Annotated in this window: 16 protein-coding genes and 1 pseudogene; 11 read left to right on the forward strand and 6 right to left on the reverse strand. The window is 70.2% G+C overall.

Features of this window, described 5'->3' with window-relative positions; translation table 11 throughout:
- The first annotated feature begins 59 nt into the window (after positions 1-59).
- Positions 60-629 carry a sigma-70 family RNA polymerase sigma factor gene (locus tag ACGFSH_RS26990; RefSeq protein ID WP_393353100.1) on the forward strand — a complete coding sequence of 190 codons (570 nt, stop codon included), beginning with the start codon at positions 60-62 and terminating at the stop codon, positions 627-629.
- A gap of 123 nt (positions 630-752) precedes the next feature.
- Here the strand turns inward: ACGFSH_RS26990 and ACGFSH_RS26995 are convergent, their stop codons facing one another.
- Positions 753-1,595: a MerR family transcriptional regulator gene (locus ACGFSH_RS26995; RefSeq protein WP_393353102.1), complete on the reverse strand. Its 843-nt coding sequence runs from the start codon at positions 1,593-1,595 to the stop codon at positions 753-755.
- Positions 1,596-1,735: 140 nt separating this feature from the next.
- Here ACGFSH_RS26995 and ACGFSH_RS27000 point away from each other — a divergent pair, with 140 nt between their 5' ends.
- Positions 1,736-2,011 (forward strand): hypothetical protein, encoded by a 276-nt coding sequence (locus ACGFSH_RS27000; RefSeq protein WP_393353104.1) that lies wholly within the window; start codon positions 1,736-1,738, stop codon positions 2,009-2,011.
- On the forward strand, positions 2,008-2,232 hold the full coding sequence (locus tag ACGFSH_RS27005) for a hypothetical protein (protein ID WP_393353106.1): 225 nt from the start codon (positions 2,008-2,010) through the stop codon (positions 2,230-2,232). The genes ACGFSH_RS27000 and ACGFSH_RS27005 overlap by 4 nt, the downstream gene beginning before the upstream one ends.
- A 37-nt stretch (positions 2,233-2,269) precedes the next feature.
- Here ACGFSH_RS27005 and ACGFSH_RS27010 read toward each other — a convergent pair whose 3' ends face one another.
- Positions 2,270-2,851, reverse strand: coding sequence for a hypothetical protein (locus tag ACGFSH_RS27010; protein WP_393353108.1), 582 nt, complete (start codon positions 2,849-2,851; stop codon positions 2,270-2,272).
- A gap of 198 nt (positions 2,852-3,049) precedes the next feature.
- On the opposite strand from ACGFSH_RS27010, the gene ACGFSH_RS27015 reads away from it, so the two are divergent.
- Positions 3,050-3,646: a hypothetical protein gene (locus ACGFSH_RS27015; protein WP_393353109.1), complete on the forward strand. Its 597-nt coding sequence runs from the start codon at positions 3,050-3,052 to the stop codon at positions 3,644-3,646.
- Between the two features lie 633 nt (positions 3,647-4,279).
- Positions 4,280-4,624, forward strand: coding sequence for a hypothetical protein (locus tag ACGFSH_RS27020; RefSeq protein ID WP_393353111.1), 345 nt, complete (start codon positions 4,280-4,282; stop codon positions 4,622-4,624).
- A gap of 236 nt (positions 4,625-4,860) precedes the next feature.
- Here the strand turns inward: ACGFSH_RS27020 and ACGFSH_RS27025 are convergent, their stop codons facing one another.
- Positions 4,861-6,249, reverse strand: a complete 1,389-nt coding sequence (locus ACGFSH_RS27025) for an NAD(P)-binding domain-containing protein (RefSeq protein ID WP_393353113.1) — start codon at positions 6,247-6,249, stop codon at positions 4,861-4,863.
- 275 nt (positions 6,250-6,524) lie between these two features.
- Between ACGFSH_RS27025 and ACGFSH_RS27030 the strand changes: the two genes are divergently transcribed.
- From ACGFSH_RS27030 to ACGFSH_RS27040, 3 genes and pseudogenes are all read left to right on the forward strand, one after another.
- On the forward strand, positions 6,525-6,890 hold the full coding sequence (locus ACGFSH_RS27030; protein WP_393353115.1) for a metalloregulator ArsR/SmtB family transcription factor: 366 nt from the start codon (positions 6,525-6,527) through the stop codon (positions 6,888-6,890).
- A gap of 127 nt (positions 6,891-7,017) precedes the next feature.
- Positions 7,018-7,437, forward strand: a complete 420-nt coding sequence (locus ACGFSH_RS27035) for an arsenate reductase ArsC (protein ID WP_393353117.1) — start codon at positions 7,018-7,020, stop codon at positions 7,435-7,437.
- 44 nt (positions 7,438-7,481) lie between these two features.
- Positions 7,482-7,589, forward strand: a pseudogene (locus ACGFSH_RS27040) (thioredoxin-disulfide reductase); the annotation flags it as partial.
- A gap of 58 nt (positions 7,590-7,647) precedes the next feature.
- Here ACGFSH_RS27040 and ACGFSH_RS27045 read toward each other — a convergent pair.
- Positions 7,648-9,156 (reverse strand): SulP family inorganic anion transporter, encoded by a 1,509-nt coding sequence (locus ACGFSH_RS27045; protein ID WP_393353118.1) that lies wholly within the window; start codon positions 9,154-9,156, stop codon positions 7,648-7,650.
- A 435-nt stretch (positions 9,157-9,591) separates the two neighbouring features.
- On the opposite strand from ACGFSH_RS27045, the gene ACGFSH_RS27050 reads away from it, so the two are divergent.
- A complete protein-coding gene (locus tag ACGFSH_RS27050; RefSeq protein WP_393353119.1) occupies positions 9,592-10,011 on the forward strand; it encodes a MerR family transcriptional regulator in 420 nt (139 codons plus the stop codon).
- Positions 10,012-10,622: 611 nt separating this feature from the next.
- Complete coding sequence (locus tag ACGFSH_RS27055; RefSeq protein WP_393353120.1) at positions 10,623-10,955, forward strand: hypothetical protein; 333 nt, start codon at positions 10,623-10,625, stop codon at positions 10,953-10,955.
- Positions 10,956-11,394: 439 nt separating this feature from the next.
- Here the strand turns inward: ACGFSH_RS27055 and ACGFSH_RS27060 are convergent, their stop codons facing one another.
- The gene (locus ACGFSH_RS27060) at positions 11,395-12,666 is read right to left on the reverse strand and encodes an MFS transporter (RefSeq protein WP_393353122.1); all 1,272 of its coding nucleotides are present in this window, start codon (positions 12,664-12,666) and stop codon (positions 11,395-11,397) included.
- A 209-nt stretch (positions 12,667-12,875) separates the two neighbouring features.
- Positions 12,876-13,514, reverse strand: coding sequence for a TetR/AcrR family transcriptional regulator (locus tag ACGFSH_RS27065; RefSeq protein ID WP_393353124.1), 639 nt, complete (start codon positions 13,512-13,514; stop codon positions 12,876-12,878).
- 55 nt (positions 13,515-13,569) lie between these two features.
- Between ACGFSH_RS27065 and ACGFSH_RS27070 the strand changes: the two genes are divergently transcribed.
- Positions 13,570-15,954, forward strand: a complete 2,385-nt coding sequence (locus ACGFSH_RS27070) for an MMPL family transporter (RefSeq protein WP_393353126.1) — start codon at positions 13,570-13,572, stop codon at positions 15,952-15,954.
- Positions 15,955-15,991: the final 37 nt, after the last annotated feature.

The raw sequence follows: 15,991 nt of genomic DNA on the forward strand, positions 1-15,991 counted from the left end.
GCGGGAGAGCAGGCCACGGAACACTTGGACAGGAACGGGCATCACCCATGAACGGAACCATGGAAGCGGGTACCCCCACCCTCGCTCCGCCTCGGACGCACACCCCGCACGACATGTCGGACGCCGACTGCGATGCCTTCGTGCGAGAGGTCTACGACCGGTACGGGCCTCTGCTGGTGCGGTACGCCGCGCGAATGCTCGACGGTGACTGGCACAAGGCGGAGGACATCCTCCAGGAGACCGCGGCCCGTGCCTGGAAGCACGGCCGGTACCTGGGCGCCCGCGGTGATCACATTCGGCCCTGGCTGTTCACCGTGGCGAGGAACCTCGTCATCGACCACCATCGGTCCCGGCGGAACCGACCGCTGGAGCTGATGGCGGTCGAGGACCTGGACGCATCCCGGGACAGCACGGAATCCACGATCACTTCCCATGCGGTGCTGACGGCCCTGCGGGAGCTGAACGAGCAGCAGCGGACCGTCATCCGTCTCATGTACTACCTCGAATGCAGCGTGGCCCAGGCGGCCGAGCACCTCGGCGTGCCACCCGGCACCGTGAAGAGCCGCGCCTTCTACGCCGTGCGGGCACTGCGCAGGGCACTGGAGAAGCAGGGCGTCCTCGCGGGGTAGCCACGGCGCGGCGGCGAACCGTCCGTTGCGTACCGGGCGGGTCGCGGTTCCCGCGGCCGCGTCTCAGGCCGCCCGTCGCACCGGGACGTCATGGAGGTTTCGCATGATCCTGCCACTCCCCTGTCATTCCGGCGCGACCGGCTCGTCGAGTCCACGGATCGCCGCGGCGGTCTCGACGCCGTCGTCGTGCAGCACCTGGCGCATGCGGGAGGCGTCGACGTAGGCCGCGTCGAGGGGATGGGCGAACAGACGTGAGAGCGCGGTGGCGTACTTGACCAGGGAGCTCTTGCCCGGGATGAAGATCGACAGTTCGTCCCGGGCCTCGAAGGTCTGCACCTCGACGTCGCGCGGCAAGGACGCCCGCGCTTCCTCGTCCGCCGTGACGGGAATCTTCACCAGCCAGTGCGGTCCCTCACCGGCAAGCGTCCGGCTCTTCTGCTCCGGGGTCTCGGCGGCCAGGGTCCGCCACGGCCTTCCCGACACCAAGGCTCCACACGACTCCACCGCCCCGATCATGTCCTCAACTGTTGCGGCCACGGCGACGTCGGCCGCGTCCCAGTCGAACCGTCCGCCCCCGGTCGACGCTCTCGGCACCGGCTTGGACACCACGGTCGTCCGGTCCACTCGGCGCAGACTCACCTCGGGAGGCGAGGTGAAGAACTCCCTCGCGTCCTCGATCGCCTCGTCCTGGGCCTGCCGCTGCCGCTGCACCGCCCGCGTGTGCTGCCGCAGCAGGTCGAGAGCGGCCTCCGGCTCGTTGAGGGCACGCTCCACCATCTTCACGCTCATTCCCGTGCCGCGCAGGACAGTGATCAGCATGGCCTGCTCGACCTGTGTGAACGTGTACGAGCGATAGCCGGTCCGCTCATCGACGTCCGCCGGAACGAGCAGACCCTCGGAGTGGTAGTACCGCAGCGTCTGCGGCGGCAGATTGCACATCTCGCTGAAATCACCGATCGACAACATGACTTCATCTTCAACGTTATGGCGACTGCAGGGTCAAGTACCGGCACGAGACCCCGGTAGCAGCCACCATGCAGCACAGGACGATCCCCGAACCCGCCGCCCGGCTCAGCTCCGGAGACATCGCCTGCACCCTGCTCGGGATGGCGGTGGTGGCCGGCGCGCTCGCCGACGTGGCGCTGTCCTTCGACGGCGCCGACACCTGGTCGCACCTGGTGTGCGGCGCGATCACCGTCCTGTGTGCGGGCAGCCTCGTCGCAGAGACCTGCGGCGTCGGCGATGAACGCCACCACCACCGACGTCACTTCGGGCCATCCCTGCCTCCGCTCGCGCGACAGATGTCGACGGCCCGGTTGTCAGACGGCTGCGAAGAATGGGCCGGATCCATCCGTGGACACCGGGGTATCCGCACCGCATGAATCTTTCGAAACCGGTCAAGGCTCTTTTACTCGGCGTCGGCGTCTATGCGCTGCTCGTGTTGATGTTCCGGTACGGGCGCGGCGGCATGGCCTGGGACAAGTCGCTACTGGTCGCCCTGGTCGCAGCGCCGGTGGCGCTGTTTTGGGGATGGGTGCGGGACCACTGGAACGACCGGGCCCGAGAGGCCGGCGCGAGGTGGCGGCGGAAGAGGCAGAACTGACTCGTACACGACCGCCCCAGCGGCGCGAGCAGATTCCTCAAGAGTGCTGCGAGATGAAGGGGGTGGCCGCGGAGCGGGCCCGCTCCCACATGCCGGGCAACTGCTCCTCGGGACGCTGCTGCTCACCGTGCAGGGCGTTGAGCACCACCAGGCCCCCGGTCAGGACCGGCACGGCCCACTGCGCGAAGGCCAACTGCCGCTGGGCGTCGTCGAGATCGACGGGGTGCTTAGCGGCCTTTTCGGCGTCCTGCGGGTCGGAGGAGGAAGCCAGCTCCACCTTCTTGCCCAGAACGCGGGCGTAGGCGGTGGCGGCCAGCGCCGCTGCGGTGACGAGGGTTTTGGCCGTGGTGGAGGCCCCCACGCCCTTCTGGGCGGCGACCCGGTGAGCGTTCATCACCAGCAGTCCGCCGCCGCCGAAGAGGTGCGCGCCGATCGCCGCGGCGTTGACCGGCGTCCACTTCGCCCACCCCGACGAGGCGATCCGCGCCCTGGCCCGGGGCGTCTCGCTTTCATCCCTCGCTGCCCCGTTGAGACCGACCGCTCCCATGAGCGAGCCCCCGAACCACGCTGCGAGACCCACGTCGTGCAAGCTTCGGATCAGGGTGTGGCGATCGGACATGACAATGCTCCTTGGATCAGGGGACGGGACGGGTGCCGACAAAGACGCCGCACACCACCCACCCTCGCCGGAGCCCGGCCCCGCCGCCACCAGGGCTGATCCGAACGTATGCAAAGGCCTGCAAGGATGCCCTGAGCTTGAGGGCTCCTGTCTCCGGGCATGGAACCGTCCAGGGCTTCGACGACCGGGGGAAATGTCGTGCGCGAACGGGTCAAGGCGTTGGCCATGGGGAACGACGCCGGGTACGGCAGCTATGTGAGGTTCGCGTGCCCGGCCTATTCGCACGCCTGGGTCTTCTTCGGGCCCCTCGGCGTTCTGCAGGGGTGGGTCACCACGGTCGATCTCGTGCACATCTTCAAGGGAGAAGGCGGCTGGTTGCACGGCTGGTTCGCCCCGCTCAGCGGACTCTGGACCGTGTTCATGATCGGCTGCTGTTTCGTGTCCCGGTACGAGCGGCGCGCGGGCGGCCCCACCCCCCGGCTGTACTGCTTCCAGCTCGGAGTCGTGGTGGCCACTGGCGACGTCCTGCGCGCGTTTCGCTGGACCGAACTCACCATTCGCCGCGAGAAATGGCGGAGCGGGAGCGGGGAGAGTGCCGACTGGGGAACTCGCACAACCGTCATGGCGCGGGACGGCAGCGTGGTCGTCGTGTTCCCGGGGAACGAGCCGGACGGCGCCGGTTGCCGGGCGATGGAGAAGCTGCACGAGGCGGCCGTGCGCGGGTGCGGGACGCCCGGGCCCGCGACCGACCACCATCACGACCACCCGGACCACGGCGCTTCTTGCGCTGGGTGACCACGACCGGCGCCTTCGCCTCCGCCCCGGGCCCGTGCGCCCTGCTGACAGCTTCGCCGATCGCGGCCCGCATGGCAGGCGACATCAGTGCCCAGGAAGACGTCGGCAGCAGACCGTGCCGCGGCTCCGACGCGCCGCCGAAAGCCGCACAGACGCCGAACCGGACGTCTTCGTCTGTGTCTCGGTCCGCAGCGACCCGGGCGAGCGTCTCCATCGGACGAGTCCGCAGAGCCACCTGAACCTGGGAGACAGCCCTTCCAGGAGCATGGTGACGCGGGTTTTCAGACCCTCGCGGCCCGGTCCCTGGCCGGGGAGGGGATCGTGTTCTTCGTAGTCCGGGCCGGCCAGCTCGTCGACCACTTCCACGTGCCGGCCGTTGAGGACTTCCTCGTACAACCGACGCACGAGCGCTTTGTTGGCTTCAGTGGACACGTGGCGCCTCGGCCCGAGTGGGAACCCGTTTCGTTCACCTTGACAGGCGCAAGTCCCTCGACGACCCGACCCGGTGATCATCAACTCTGCCGAGGCGGGAACGGGCGCTCTGCGGATGGTCGGTCATTCACAGAGGAAGGCTCGTTCGCACTCGCGCCATCGGTGAAGCAACCTTTCCGCCACGAGGCGGGTCCTGTCTTCATGATCCTCTCGTCCGAAGACGCCGGTATCTGGATCCTGCCCGTGGTGTTCCTACTGGGAGCGGCGATCGCCGCGCCCGTTGTCTGCCTGCTCCTCGCCGGACGCGTCGCCTTGCGTGTTGCACGCTCCGCCGCCGCGGGCGACGCCTGGCGGGCGCTCACTCCCGGCACGTGGCTGTGCGCGGCCGGATCAGCCGCATGCGCTGCCGGATGCCGGTTCACCGTCTCGTTGTTCACCGCGCCGGCTGACTGGTTGCTGTCCCTGACCTTGGTCTGCGGCTGCTTCGCGCTGGCCGCGGTGGCGATGGCGGCACTCACGGCGGCGCTGAACAAGCATCTCCGATAACGCATGAGGGTCGGCTCTTTGGCCGCGGACGTCGTTCGCTCGACGCGCATTTTCGACCAGGTCCTCACCTTTCGGCGCCAGGCCGGTGAGGCGGCCGCGGGGCAGGCCGACGGCGTCCATCAGCCGGTAGGCCAGGGGGCGCGGGCCGTCGTGGTGCGCGGACGGCAGGGTCGCGCTGGGCCGCGACCGGTCCCCCGTTCCGGTCGCGGCCTGGCACCTCCGGGGGCCGAGGTCGGTCACGAGCCGCAGCAGCCACCCGCCGGGGCCTGCTCGGCAGCCGGGGCGACCGCGGCGGGGGTGCCGATCTGGACGAGTTGCGGGGCGGGCGCGCAGCAGCCGCCGCTGCCGGCTTCCTGGGCGTCGGGGGCGTCGAAGAGGCCGGCGCCGCCGCAGACTCCGGTCTCGGGCAGGGTGAGCTCCACGCGGTCGGCCGCGTCGAGGTCGCCGGCGATGGCGGCGGCGACGGAGCGGACCTGCTCGTAGCCCGTCATGGCGAGGAAGGTGGGGGCGCGGCCGTAGGACTTCATGCCGACCAGGTAGACGCCCTGCTCGGGGTGGGAGAGCTCGCGGTGACCGTGCGGGTAGACGGTGCCGCAGGAGTGCTGGTTGGGGTCGATCAGCGGGGCCAGCCCGGTGGGCGCCTGGAGGCGCTCGTCCAGACCGAGGCGGATCTCGGAGAGGAACGAGAGGTCGGGGCGCAGGCCGGTGAGCACGATGACTTCGTCGACGGGCTCGAGGCGTCGGCCGTCCTCGCCGACCAGGACCAGCCGTCCATCGCCGGTCCGCTCGATGGCTTCGGTGCGGAAGCCGGTGACCGCGTCGGCGTAGCCGTTGTCGACGGCGGCCTTCGCCGCCAGGCCCAGGGCGCCACGAGCGGGTAGCTGATCGGCTTCGCCGCCGCCGAACGTGGAGCCGGAGATCCCGCGCCGCAGTACCCAGACCGCGTGGGTGCCGGGTTCGTCCCTGGCGACGTCGGCGAGGGTGGCGAGAGCGGTGAAGGCGGAGGCGCCGGAGCCGACGACGGCGGTGCGCTTGCCGGCGTAGCGGGCGCGGACCGCCGGGTCCTTGAGGTCGGGCACGCGGTAGGTGATGCGGTCGGCGGCGGCGTTCTCCCCGAGGGCGGAAAGGCCGCTGGCGCCGGCGGGGCTGGGGATGGTCCAGGTGCCGGAGGCATCGATGACGGCGCGGGCGTAGACCCGCTCCTCGCGGCCGTCGGCGGTGGTGAGGTGCAGGACGAAGGGCTGGGCTTCGCGGTCGACGTCGACGATGCGGTCGCGTCCGGCACGGGAGACTCCGGTGACGCGCGCCCCGTAGCGGACGCGGTCGCCCAGGGCGTCGGCCAGCGGCTGCAGGTACTGCTCGGCCCAGTCGCCGCCGGTGGGGTAGCCGGCGGCGTCGGGCTTGGTCCAGCCCGTCGGGGCGAGGAGCTTTTCGGCGGCCGGGTCGGTGAGCTCGCCCCAGGTGGAGAACAGGCGCACGTGGCTCCACTCGCGCACGGCGGAGGCGGCTGCCGGTCCGGCTTCCAGGACCAGGGCTCCGATGCCGCGCTCGACGAGGTGGGCGGCTGCGGCCAGGCCGGTGGGGCCGGCTCCGATGACGACGACGGGGAGCTGCTGCTGGCTCATGGTGGTCGGTCTCCCTGAGTGAAGGGGGCGTGTTCAGTGGGCGATGAAAGAGTGCGGACCGGGTGCGCCGCTGGTGGGCCGTTGCCCGGCAGGAGGCGTCGCGGACCTGTGCGCAGTCGACGCGGAAGCTGACGCCGGCCAGGTGGCGAGCCCTGCCTCGAACTCGGGCAGCGGTGGGAGCGGTGCGGATCAGTGCGACCACGACGCCCCCTTATTTCGATGCCTGTCTATGTCTGGAGCTTGCCACCCGTATCGACGGGTGTCAACATAGACGCATGTCGAAATCAGAGGTTGTGGAGCTGCCCGTCCTGGACGCTGCGGCCGCGGTGCCGTGCTGCCCTCCGATCACGGCAGGGGAACTGTCGCAGGCCGACGCGGAGAAAATGGCCGCGATGTTCAAGGCGCTCGCCGACCCGGTACGGCTGCGGCTGTTCTCGAAGGTCGCCTCGTATGCGGGCGGCGAGGCGTGCGTGTGCGACATCTCCGACGTCGGCGTCTCCCAGCCGACCGTCTCCCACCACCTGAAGAAGCTCCGCGAGGCCGGACTGCTCACCTCCGAGCGGCGCGGAACGTGGGTCTACTACCGAGTCGCCCCGTCCGCGGTCGCGGCGATGTCCGCCATGCTCGACCTGCGCACCTGAGCGATCACCACACCACCCGGCGCCGGTCGACGGGAGCGCGGACGGGCAGCAGCGCACCAGCTACTCGCCCTTGACGGCTGACCTCCGGGACCGCCTGAACCACCCGCTGATCCTGAAGGAAGAACGCATGTCCACCGCCCCGCTCGCCTCCGTGCTCTTCGTCTGCGTCCACAACGCCGGCCGTTCCCAGATGGCCGCCGGATTCCTGGACCACCTCGCGGGCGACCGGATCGACGTCCGCTCCGCCGGCTCCCTCCCCGGCGACCAGGTCAATCCGGCCGCCGTCGAGGCGATGAAGGAAGTCGGCGTGGACATCGCCGAGGCCGAGCCGAAGATCCTCACCACCGAGGCCGTCGAGGCGTCCGACTACGTCATCACCATGGGCTGCGGCGATGTCTGCCCGGTCTTCCCCGCCAAGAAGTACCTCGACTGGGCCCTCGATGACCCGGCCGGCCAGGGCGTCGACGCCGTGCGCCCCATCCGCGACGAGATCAAGGCCCGCGTCGAGGCGCTGATCGCCGAGATCGACGCCAGGCAGGAGGAGTGAGCAGCGTGACCGGCAGAGACGACGCACCCGAGGCCGTCGTCACGCTCGCCGGACTCGTGCTGCGCGACGTCCTCACCGGCGCCACCCGCGACCTGGACGTGACGGGCCTGTTCATCGCCGTCGGCCACGACTCGCGCACCGAACTGTTCAGGACAGTGACGGCCGCCCGAGGGGAGCCGATGTTTCCGGGCGGCCGTCACGGCGGTGAGGTCAGTGGCTGGCGAGTTCGCCGGTGAGCTTGCCGTGGAGGTCGGCGCTGGGGTCGTTGAGGCCGATGATCTTCACCGTCTTGCCCCGTTGGGCGTACTTGGTCTCGATCGCGTCCAGGGCGGCGACGGAGGAGGCGTCCCAGACGTGCGCCGCGCTCAGGTCGATGACGATCTCGTCGGGGTCGGTGGCGTAGTTGAACTGGCCGACGAGGTCGTTGGAGGAGGCGAAGAACAGCTCACCGGTCACCGAATACACCACCGTGGTGTGGCCGGGGTCGGTGACGGAGGTGACGTCGGCGAGGTGGGCGACGCGCCGGGCGAAGATGACCATGGCGGTGACGGAGCCGACGACGACGCCGATGGCGAGGTTGGAGGTGGCGACCACGCAGGCCACGGTGATGACCATGACGGCGATCTCGCCCGCCGGCATCCGCTTGAGGGTCTTCGGGGCGATGGAGTGCCAGTCGAAGGTCGCGAAGGACACCATCACCATCACCGCGACCAGGGCCGCCATGGGGATGTCGGAGACGACCGGGCCGAAGACGATGCACAGCACCATCAGGAACGATCCCGCCAGGAAGGTGGACAGGCGGGTGCGGGCTCCGGACACCTTCACGTTGATCATGGTCTGGCCGATCATGGCGCAACCGCCCATGCCGCCGAAGAAGCCGGTGACGATGTTGGCGATGCCCTGGCCGATCGACTCCCGGGTCTTGGAGGAGTGGGTGTCGGTGATGTCGTCGACGAGCTTGGCCGTCATCAGCGACTCCATCAGGCCCACCAGCGCCATTGCGAGCGCGTAGGGGGCGATGGTGGTCAGGGTGTCCATGGTGAACGGCACGTCCGGCAGGCCCGGCACCGGCAGGGACGAGGGCAGTTCACCCTTGTCGCCGACGGTCGGCACCGCGATGGCGGCGGCGACCGTGATGACCGTGAGAATGACGATCGACACGAGCGGGGCCGGAATCACGGTGGTGACCTTCGGGAAGAACACCATGAGCGCGAGACCGCCGATGATCAGCGGATAGACGGGCCAGGGCACGTCGTGCATCTCGGGGACCTGGGCCATGAAGATCAGGATGGCGAGGGCGTTGACGAAGCCGACCATCACGCTGCGCGGCACGAACCGCATCAGTTTCGCCACACCGAGCGCGCCCAGGACCACCTGGAAGACGCCGGCCAGGATGACCGCGGCCACGAGGCAGCCGAAACCGTGCTCGCGGTTGAGCGGGGCGATGACCAGGGCGACCGCGCCGGTGGCGGCGGAGATCATCGCGCGTCGGCCGCCCACGACCGAGATGGTCACGGCCATGGTGAACGAGGCGAACAGGCCGATCGCGGGGTCGACACCGGCGATGATGGAGAAGGAGATCGCCTCGGGGATCAGGGCGAGGGCGACGACCAGTCCGGCCAGGACCTCGGTGCGCCAGACCGTCGGATCGTTCAGCCAGTCGGGACGCAGCCTGCGCACGCGCGCGGCCGGGGAGAGTGCGGAAGCGGAAGTGGACAAGAAAGCGGGTACCTGTCGGGCTCGGGCACGCCCCACCGACGGGCGGGGATGTGCGGCAGGGCGCGGAAGGCCGGGCCGGCCTCTCACGGGAGGCTCGCTCAGCGGGCCGGAAGTCTGTGACGACGGAATCGGCAAGCGCGGTCTCTCACACGGCCGGGACTCTCGTCAAGGGCGAAGCATCACGGCGGGCAGGCAGCGGCGCCGAGCAGCATGGACACGCGCACGCGTTTCTCCCGCAAGGATCGAAGATCTTCGCCGGGGGCACCGTCGGCCCCGGCATCGCAGCGGGCCGGACACGGAGCCCGCACCGCACAACGGAAGGCGGCGGGCGGCCGTCCCCCAACATCAGCAACTCTACCCTAACGTTAGAGTAGAGGTTGGCGGGGCCGGCGGAACGCTGCGGCACCAGCGACGACAACGGTGAGGACCACGGGCGTGGACAGCAAGCACATGCAGATCGGCGAGGTCGCCGCACGGACCGAACTGTCCCTGCGCACCATCCGCCACTACGAAGAGACCGGCCTGGTCATCCCCTCCGCCCGCTCCCAAGGCGGCTTCCGCCTCTACACCGAGGCCGACATCGCCCGCCTCATGGTCATCCGCCGCATGAAGCCGCTCGGCTTCACCCTGGACGAGATGCGCGACCTCCTCGACGTCACCGACCACCTGGACTCCCACGAGCCGGATGACATCGACGAGCGGGAAGCACTCCTGGAGCGGATCGGGGCCTACGAGCAGGCCGCCGCCCAGAAGATCGAGGATCTGCGCCTCCAACTGGCCCGCGCCGAAGACTTCGCCGCCACCCTCCGCGCCCGGCTCGGGGCCGCCCGCCGTCCACAGAGCGCCTCAGCCTGAATCTTCCATGGGCCCCTGCCTCTCGCCTGAGCTCGCCCGCGCCTCGCGAACACGCCCGCTGGCCATCCACGTTGATCCAGGATCAGCGCCAGGCGCACATGCAGAATTTCGGCAGCGGTCAGCGCTTCGAGCTGCCGCCGGTTCATGCCTGCCTCCCGCCGGGCGCTGAGGCTTCGTTTCCTCCGGGTCCTTCTTACTGTCGACGCCGGTACCTGCCCGGTGGCGGGTCTGGTTCGCCCGACAGGTCGCGGAAGGTGTCGGGGTCTTTGCCGAGCTGACGGTTGATCAGGTGTGTTGCTCTACAGCTGCGTTGCTCTACAGCTGCGTTGAGCGGTGCAGTCCACGGCGAACCAGATCCGGGGAAACCGTGGACCGCCCGTGGCCGGAACGCGCACGCCGGGTGCTGCCGAACCGGGGACGGGGCGTACCGGCCGGGCCGGTGCGGTCACCGGCGGTCGGGCCCGGCAGGTGAACGAACAGGAGGCCCGCAACCTCGGGATCTCCGCTGAGCGAGTGATGGCCCGGATGGCGCAGCCCAGCGTGCGGCCGGCTCCAGGGGTTGCTGGAGTGATCACTGTTCAAGTCCCCCGCACACACTCTGGAGAGAGATCATGATGGGTATACGTAAGGCCGTTGCGGCCACCGCGCTGGCTGCCGCTGCGGTTCTGGCCGGGGCCGGCGTGGCCTGCGCCGGCGACGGTTCCGGAGACGACATGGTCCAGCAGGCGCTGGACGCGCAGTGCAACGACTTCACCACTCAGGAGGGCCTGATCAACGTCAATCAGGGCCCCGTGTGCATCAACTTCGGCTCAGCGGACGCCGGCGCCCGGGCCACCGGCAGCGCGGACGACGACGAAGGCCGGAGCACTGTCTCCTGCAACTCCTTCGTGGAGCAGTACGGCCTGATCAACGTCAACGAGGGCCCGGTCTGCATCGAGTTCTGAGCGCCTGCTGACGGCGGGCGAACGCAGCGTGATCACCCGGCCGGGCCGTCGGCGGGGTGATCACGCAGGAGAGGCCAGGAACGGGGTTCGAGTCCATGTGGCGCGGGTGGCTGCCAAGCAGAGGGTGACTTCTCTGTCGGAGCCGCTCACCTGGGCTGCCACTGCGGCCGACCCCGCTCCTGTGCCGCTCCGACTCGGCTGTCGCCGGTCAGAGTCGGACGCGACCGTCGGCTCTGCACGTCACCGCTGGACAGGCCGGTGCCGCCCCGGCCTTGAGGCCGTCACGGCCTCTATCCGAGCCCTTCGCAAGTGTTCGCATCGAGCGGGTCCCACCCGGAGTTTTCTCGCAGACCGGTCGTCCCGTCGTCCAGCGTCATCGTCCGGCTGCCGTCGTTTCGTGGGGGCTGAGAAGGGCAACGTCGGCCTCAGTAGGTGGTGTTCACGGCTGCTCGGCGACCACGCGCAGGGCCGGCTCATGGCGAAGCCTGATGAAGGTGACAGCCAGGGCCACAGCCTGGACGACGGCGCAGCCCAGCACCGCTCTGCCCAGATGCGCGGCCGGAACGAGCGCGACGAGGATGCCGGCGGCGGGGAAGGGCAGCAGCAGGATGAGCATGGTCAGCGACAGCGTGGCCCCGAGCGCCGTCGACGGGATGACCGTCGAGCGCACGGTGCGCAGGACGACCGTGAGGCCGCCGTCACCCGCCATGAAGAGCGCGACCAGGATCGTGTACGAGAGGAAGGACGACGCCTGCGGTACGCCCAGACACGCTGCCGAGGCGAGTATCGCGGACACGGCCCCCACCGCCCACAGGTCGAACCTACTCAGCACAAGGCGGCAGCACGTGATCGCCAGCAGGGTCGCCACCGCAGCGGCGGACCACATGGTGCCGACGCTGGCGGGCGAACGGCCGAAGGTCTCCACGGCGATGACCGGACTGGCGGACTGCAGCAGACCGAGGGCGAGATTCGAGCAGGCCAGTCCCCCGACGAGCCACCACAGCGCGGGCAGTCTCACCAGCGTGCGCAGGCCGGTGCGCAGTCCGCCGGCCCCTTCCGCGCCCTCCTTGGGTGCGGCACGCAGCGGGGTCGGCGGGGTCTGAAGTGCGAGCACGGCAGCGGACAAGGACACCACGCCCAGACATCCCAGCATCCATCCCGGCCCGGCCAGGAGGAGGAATCCGGCGAGCAGCGGACCGATGACAGTGGCCGTCTGATCGATGCCGACCAGGACCGCCTGTACCCCGTGCGGCCGTGCTTCCCCTCGCCGGACGACGACCGCGCCGACAGCCTCGTTGGCGACGAACCCGAACTGGGACAGGACGCCGGTCAAGGCCACCAGCGCCAGAAGGACCGCCGTCTGCGTCGCACCCCGCGGAAGCAGCATCAGAGCGAGCGCGCAACCCGCCACCACGGTGGCCCGGCCCAGGGACGCCAGGAAGCCCACGATGGCCGCCCCGCGACGGTCCACGACGTTGCCCGCCAGGACGAACGCCGCGATCCGGGGCGTCCACTCCAACGCGAACGCGAGACCCGTCAAAGAGGCGGAGTCGGTGATCGTCAGGACGAGAAGCGGCATCGCGTACGTCGACATGGAAAATGCCAGCGCATCACCGGCACGCGGACCATAGATCCGCCGGAACAGTCCGCCGGGCGGAATGGCGGCATGTCGACCGGCAGGCTGCCGGTCCTCGTGCACAGTGAGGGCCACGTACGGGAGGCTTTCGGCGAGGTGTGCTGAACGGGGGGGAAGAACAAGGGGAATTGCGCGCATCTAGAGGCGATGCGCGGAGATCAGCTGCGCCGACAGCCGGGCGGAGCGACAGTTCTCGCACATAAGGCAGGAACGATGAACCGACGCACCTTCGTCGACAGTTGACGGCTCAACCTTACCGCCCCGTACGACCGAAACGACATGCCCTAGGCGCCCGGCATGGCCTCCGGCCGGTCCGTCACGGCGAGCAGGGCGTGGACGCTGGTCTCCATGGCGCGGGCGGCGGCCTCGACGTCGAGGCCGCTGCTGCGCCAGTGGTACCAGGCGCCCCAAGTGGTCACGGCGTCCAGCCCGTTGAGCAGGTCGGCTCTTCGTTCCTCCTGGAGCCGCGCGAGTTCCTTCGCGAAGAGCTCCTCGAGTCGCCTCCGGGCGAAGGCGAGCACGTGCCGGGTCGCTTCGCCGACGCGCTCCGACGGACTTTCCAGGCGCACCATGGCCAGCCGGGCCGGGGTGATCCACTCCAGGATCCGTGCGCGCTGTTCGACGAGCGCCGCCACGCGTTCCGCCCGCGGGCCCTCCACCGGGAGTGGCCGGATCTGGGCGGCCAGCTGGTCCAGTCGCCGGGCGATGGCAGTGTCCGCGAGCTGGGACATGTCGGCGAAGTGGTGGAAGACCAGGCGCCGGGACACTCCCGCGCGCTCGGCGACCCGGTCCGCGGGAAAGTGCGATTCCCCTTCGTCGAGCAGGGACAGCATCGCGTCGGCGATCCTCTCGCGGGTCTGCCGTCCACGCTCCGTACGGCCGTCGGGGACCCGGTCGGGCGCTGGTCGGGTCGGCTGCTTCACCTCGGTCCTCCAAGAGTCTCGTTGACATTCTTGCACTTCCGATGCAACTGTTCCATTGCACGCTCAGTGCAATAAGTTCATCGAGGGGCCGCCGGTCGACATCCCGTTGGGCGCCCCCGCCGTACGGGAGGACGACTTCCTGATGTTCCTGTCCGTCGGGCGCTGGTGCGCTCGCAGACCCAAGAGGACGCTGGCGGCCTGGCTGCTGCTGCTCGCCGTGTCCGCCGTCACCGTGGCGGTCTTCGGCAAGGTCACCACCGAGGCCGTCACCATCCCCGGTAGCGACAGCCAGGCCGCGCGCGAGGCCGGGACGGCGTTCCACGACTCGGCGTCGGGCCGGCAGCCCGTTGTCCTGTACGCGCCGCCGGGCACAGCGAGCCTGACCGACCCGGGAACGAAACGGGCAGTCGAGGCGGCGGCGCGGGCCGTCGCGAAGGTGCCCCACGTCGTGGCCGTCACCAGCCCCTACGACCCGGCAGGAAGCAGTGCACTGAGCGCGGACGGTCGCACCGGGTACCTGACGGTCGAACTCGACCTCAGCGGACGCGATATAGCCGCCCACACCACCCGGAGCATCGTGGACGCGGCCGCCCCCGCCACCGGGGCCGGACTCGAGGTCACGGCAGGCGGCGACCTGGCCGCCGCCGCGGACAAGGGCTCGACCGGCCACAGCGAGACCATCGGCCTCGCGGCCGCGTTCGTCGTGCTCGCCGTGGGGTTCGGCAGCCTGGTCGCGGCCGGGGTCCCGCTTCTCAACGGCGCTCTCGGCCTCGCCGTCTCGCTGTCCGTGATCGGCCTCGTCGGTCATCTGATGGACATGCCGTCCTCGGGCACCACCATCGCCGCCATGATCGGTCTCGGAGTGGGCATCGACTACACCCTGTTCTGCCTGACCCGCTACCGAGAACTGCGCGCGGCCGGAATGGGAGTCGAGGACGCGGCGGCGCGCACCATGGCCGGATCGGGCAAGGCCGTGGCCTTCGCGGGCTGCGCCGTCATCACCGCGCTGGCGGGTCTGGCGCTGGGCGGACTGCCCCTGCTGCACGCGCTGGCCCTCGCACCGGCGATCGCCGTCCTTGTCGCCATGGCGCTCACCCTCACGCTGCTGCCTGCCCTGCTTTCCCTGCTGGGGAAGCGGCTCACCCCCAAAGTCCGCCCGCGGCAGGCGTCGCCCGAGCAAGCGCAGGCAACGCATGGACGCCCGCGAGGCTGGGGCCGGGTGGCGGAGTTCGTCGCCGCCCGGCCGTGGCGCTCTCTGCTGGCAGGCCTCCTGGTGACAGGCGTACTGGGCTTGCCGGCCTCCCAGTTGACGTTCGGCCAGCTCGACGCCGGCGACAAGGCCGCCGGAACGTCGAGCCGCATCGCCTACGACCGGCTGGCGGACGCTTTCGGCCCGGGCGTCAACGGCCCGCTCCAGGTCACCGGGGAGCTGACCCGACCGGCCGCCGGCCCGGCCGACGGCCGCATCACGGCGGTCTCCGACGCCCTGCGCGTCGCGCACGGCGTGGCCTCCGTCGCCCCGGCACAGCTCAGCAGCAACGGCCGACAGGTGCGGTGGCAGGTCACCCCCGCCACGGCGCCCGGGGATCCGACCACCGCCACACTCGTAGGCGACCTGCGAGATGACGTGCTGCCGAGCGCCACTGCCGGCACCGACCAGGTGACGCACGTGGGCGGGGTGACAGCGGCCCAGGACGACCTCAACGAGCGTCTCGCCCGTCGGATGCCGGTGATCGTCGGCTTCGTGCTCACCGTCGCGGCGCTGTTGCTGCTGCTCGCCTTCCGCTCACCGGTCGTCGCGGTGAAAGCCGCGCTGATGAACCTCGTCTCGGTGGCCGCCGCGTACGGCGTCCTGACCGCGGTCTTCGCATGGGGCTGGGGCGCGGACCTGATCGCGCTCGGCGGTCCGGTGCCGATCCCCGGTTACGTGCCGCTGCTGATGTTCGCCGTGCTGTTCGGCCTGTCGATGGACTACGAGGTGTTCCTGCTCAGCGCCGTCCGGGCCGCGTACCTGAGCGGGGGTGACAACCGGCAGGCCGTGATCAGCGGTCTCACCGGCACGGGCCGCATCATCACCTCCGCCGCGCTGATCATGGTCAGCGTCTTCCTCAGCTACCTGCTGTCCGACGACCCGGTGGTGAAGATGTTCGGGCTGGGTCTGGCCGCGGCCGTCGCTTTGGACGCGACCGTCGTCCGCGGCATCCTCGTGCCGTCCACGATGGTCCTGCTCGGCCGGGCGAACTGGTGGCTGCCCGCGTGGCTGGACCGGCTGCTGCCGCACCTGGACGTCGAGGACGACGGTCACGACCACGTGCGGCCCCGTACCGACACCGATGACGACGACACCGACAGCACCGACAGCACCGACAAGGCGGGCGGTACGGACGGGCCCGACGCACCGGACAGCGCTCCCGTCACCGTCACCCGGAGGTCTTCGTGAGCCGCCCCCCTGCCCGGGTCCGCAAACGGCTGCTCTG

Origin of the sequence: Streptomyces sp. NPDC048481, assembly GCF_043200075.1 — a bacterium.
Lineage (GTDB): Bacteria > Actinomycetota > Actinomycetes > Streptomycetales > Streptomycetaceae > Streptomyces.

Excerpts from the sequence above, each read along its gene's own strand:
- ACGFSH_RS27010 (WP_393353108.1), bottom strand. The coding sequence starts at position 2,851 with ATGTCCGATCGCCACACCCTGATCCGAAGCTTGCACGACGTGGGTCTC.
- ACGFSH_RS27030 (WP_393353115.1), top strand. The coding sequence starts at position 6,525 with ATGTCGAAATCAGAGGTTGTGGAGCTGCCCGTCCTGGACGCTGCGGCC.
- ACGFSH_RS27000 (WP_393353104.1), top strand. The coding sequence starts at position 1,736 with ATGGCGGTGGTGGCCGGCGCGCTCGCCGACGTGGCGCTGTCCTTCGAC.
- ACGFSH_RS27055 (WP_393353120.1), top strand. The coding sequence starts at position 10,623 with ATGATGGGTATACGTAAGGCCGTTGCGGCCACCGCGCTGGCTGCCGCT.
- ACGFSH_RS26990 (WP_393353100.1), top strand. The coding sequence starts at position 60 with ATGGAAGCGGGTACCCCCACCCTCGCTCCGCCTCGGACGCACACCCCG.
- ACGFSH_RS27005 (WP_393353106.1), top strand. The coding sequence starts at position 2,008 with ATGAATCTTTCGAAACCGGTCAAGGCTCTTTTACTCGGCGTCGGCGTC.
- ACGFSH_RS27020 (WP_393353111.1), top strand. The coding sequence starts at position 4,280 with ATGATCCTCTCGTCCGAAGACGCCGGTATCTGGATCCTGCCCGTGGTG.
- ACGFSH_RS26995 (WP_393353102.1), bottom strand. The coding sequence starts at position 1,595 with ATGTTGTCGATCGGTGATTTCAGCGAGATGTGCAATCTGCCGCCGCAG.
- ACGFSH_RS27025 (WP_393353113.1), bottom strand. The coding sequence starts at position 6,249 with ATGAGCCAGCAGCAGCTCCCCGTCGTCGTCATCGGAGCCGGCCCCACC.
- ACGFSH_RS27035 (WP_393353117.1), top strand. The coding sequence starts at position 7,018 with ATGTCCACCGCCCCGCTCGCCTCCGTGCTCTTCGTCTGCGTCCACAAC.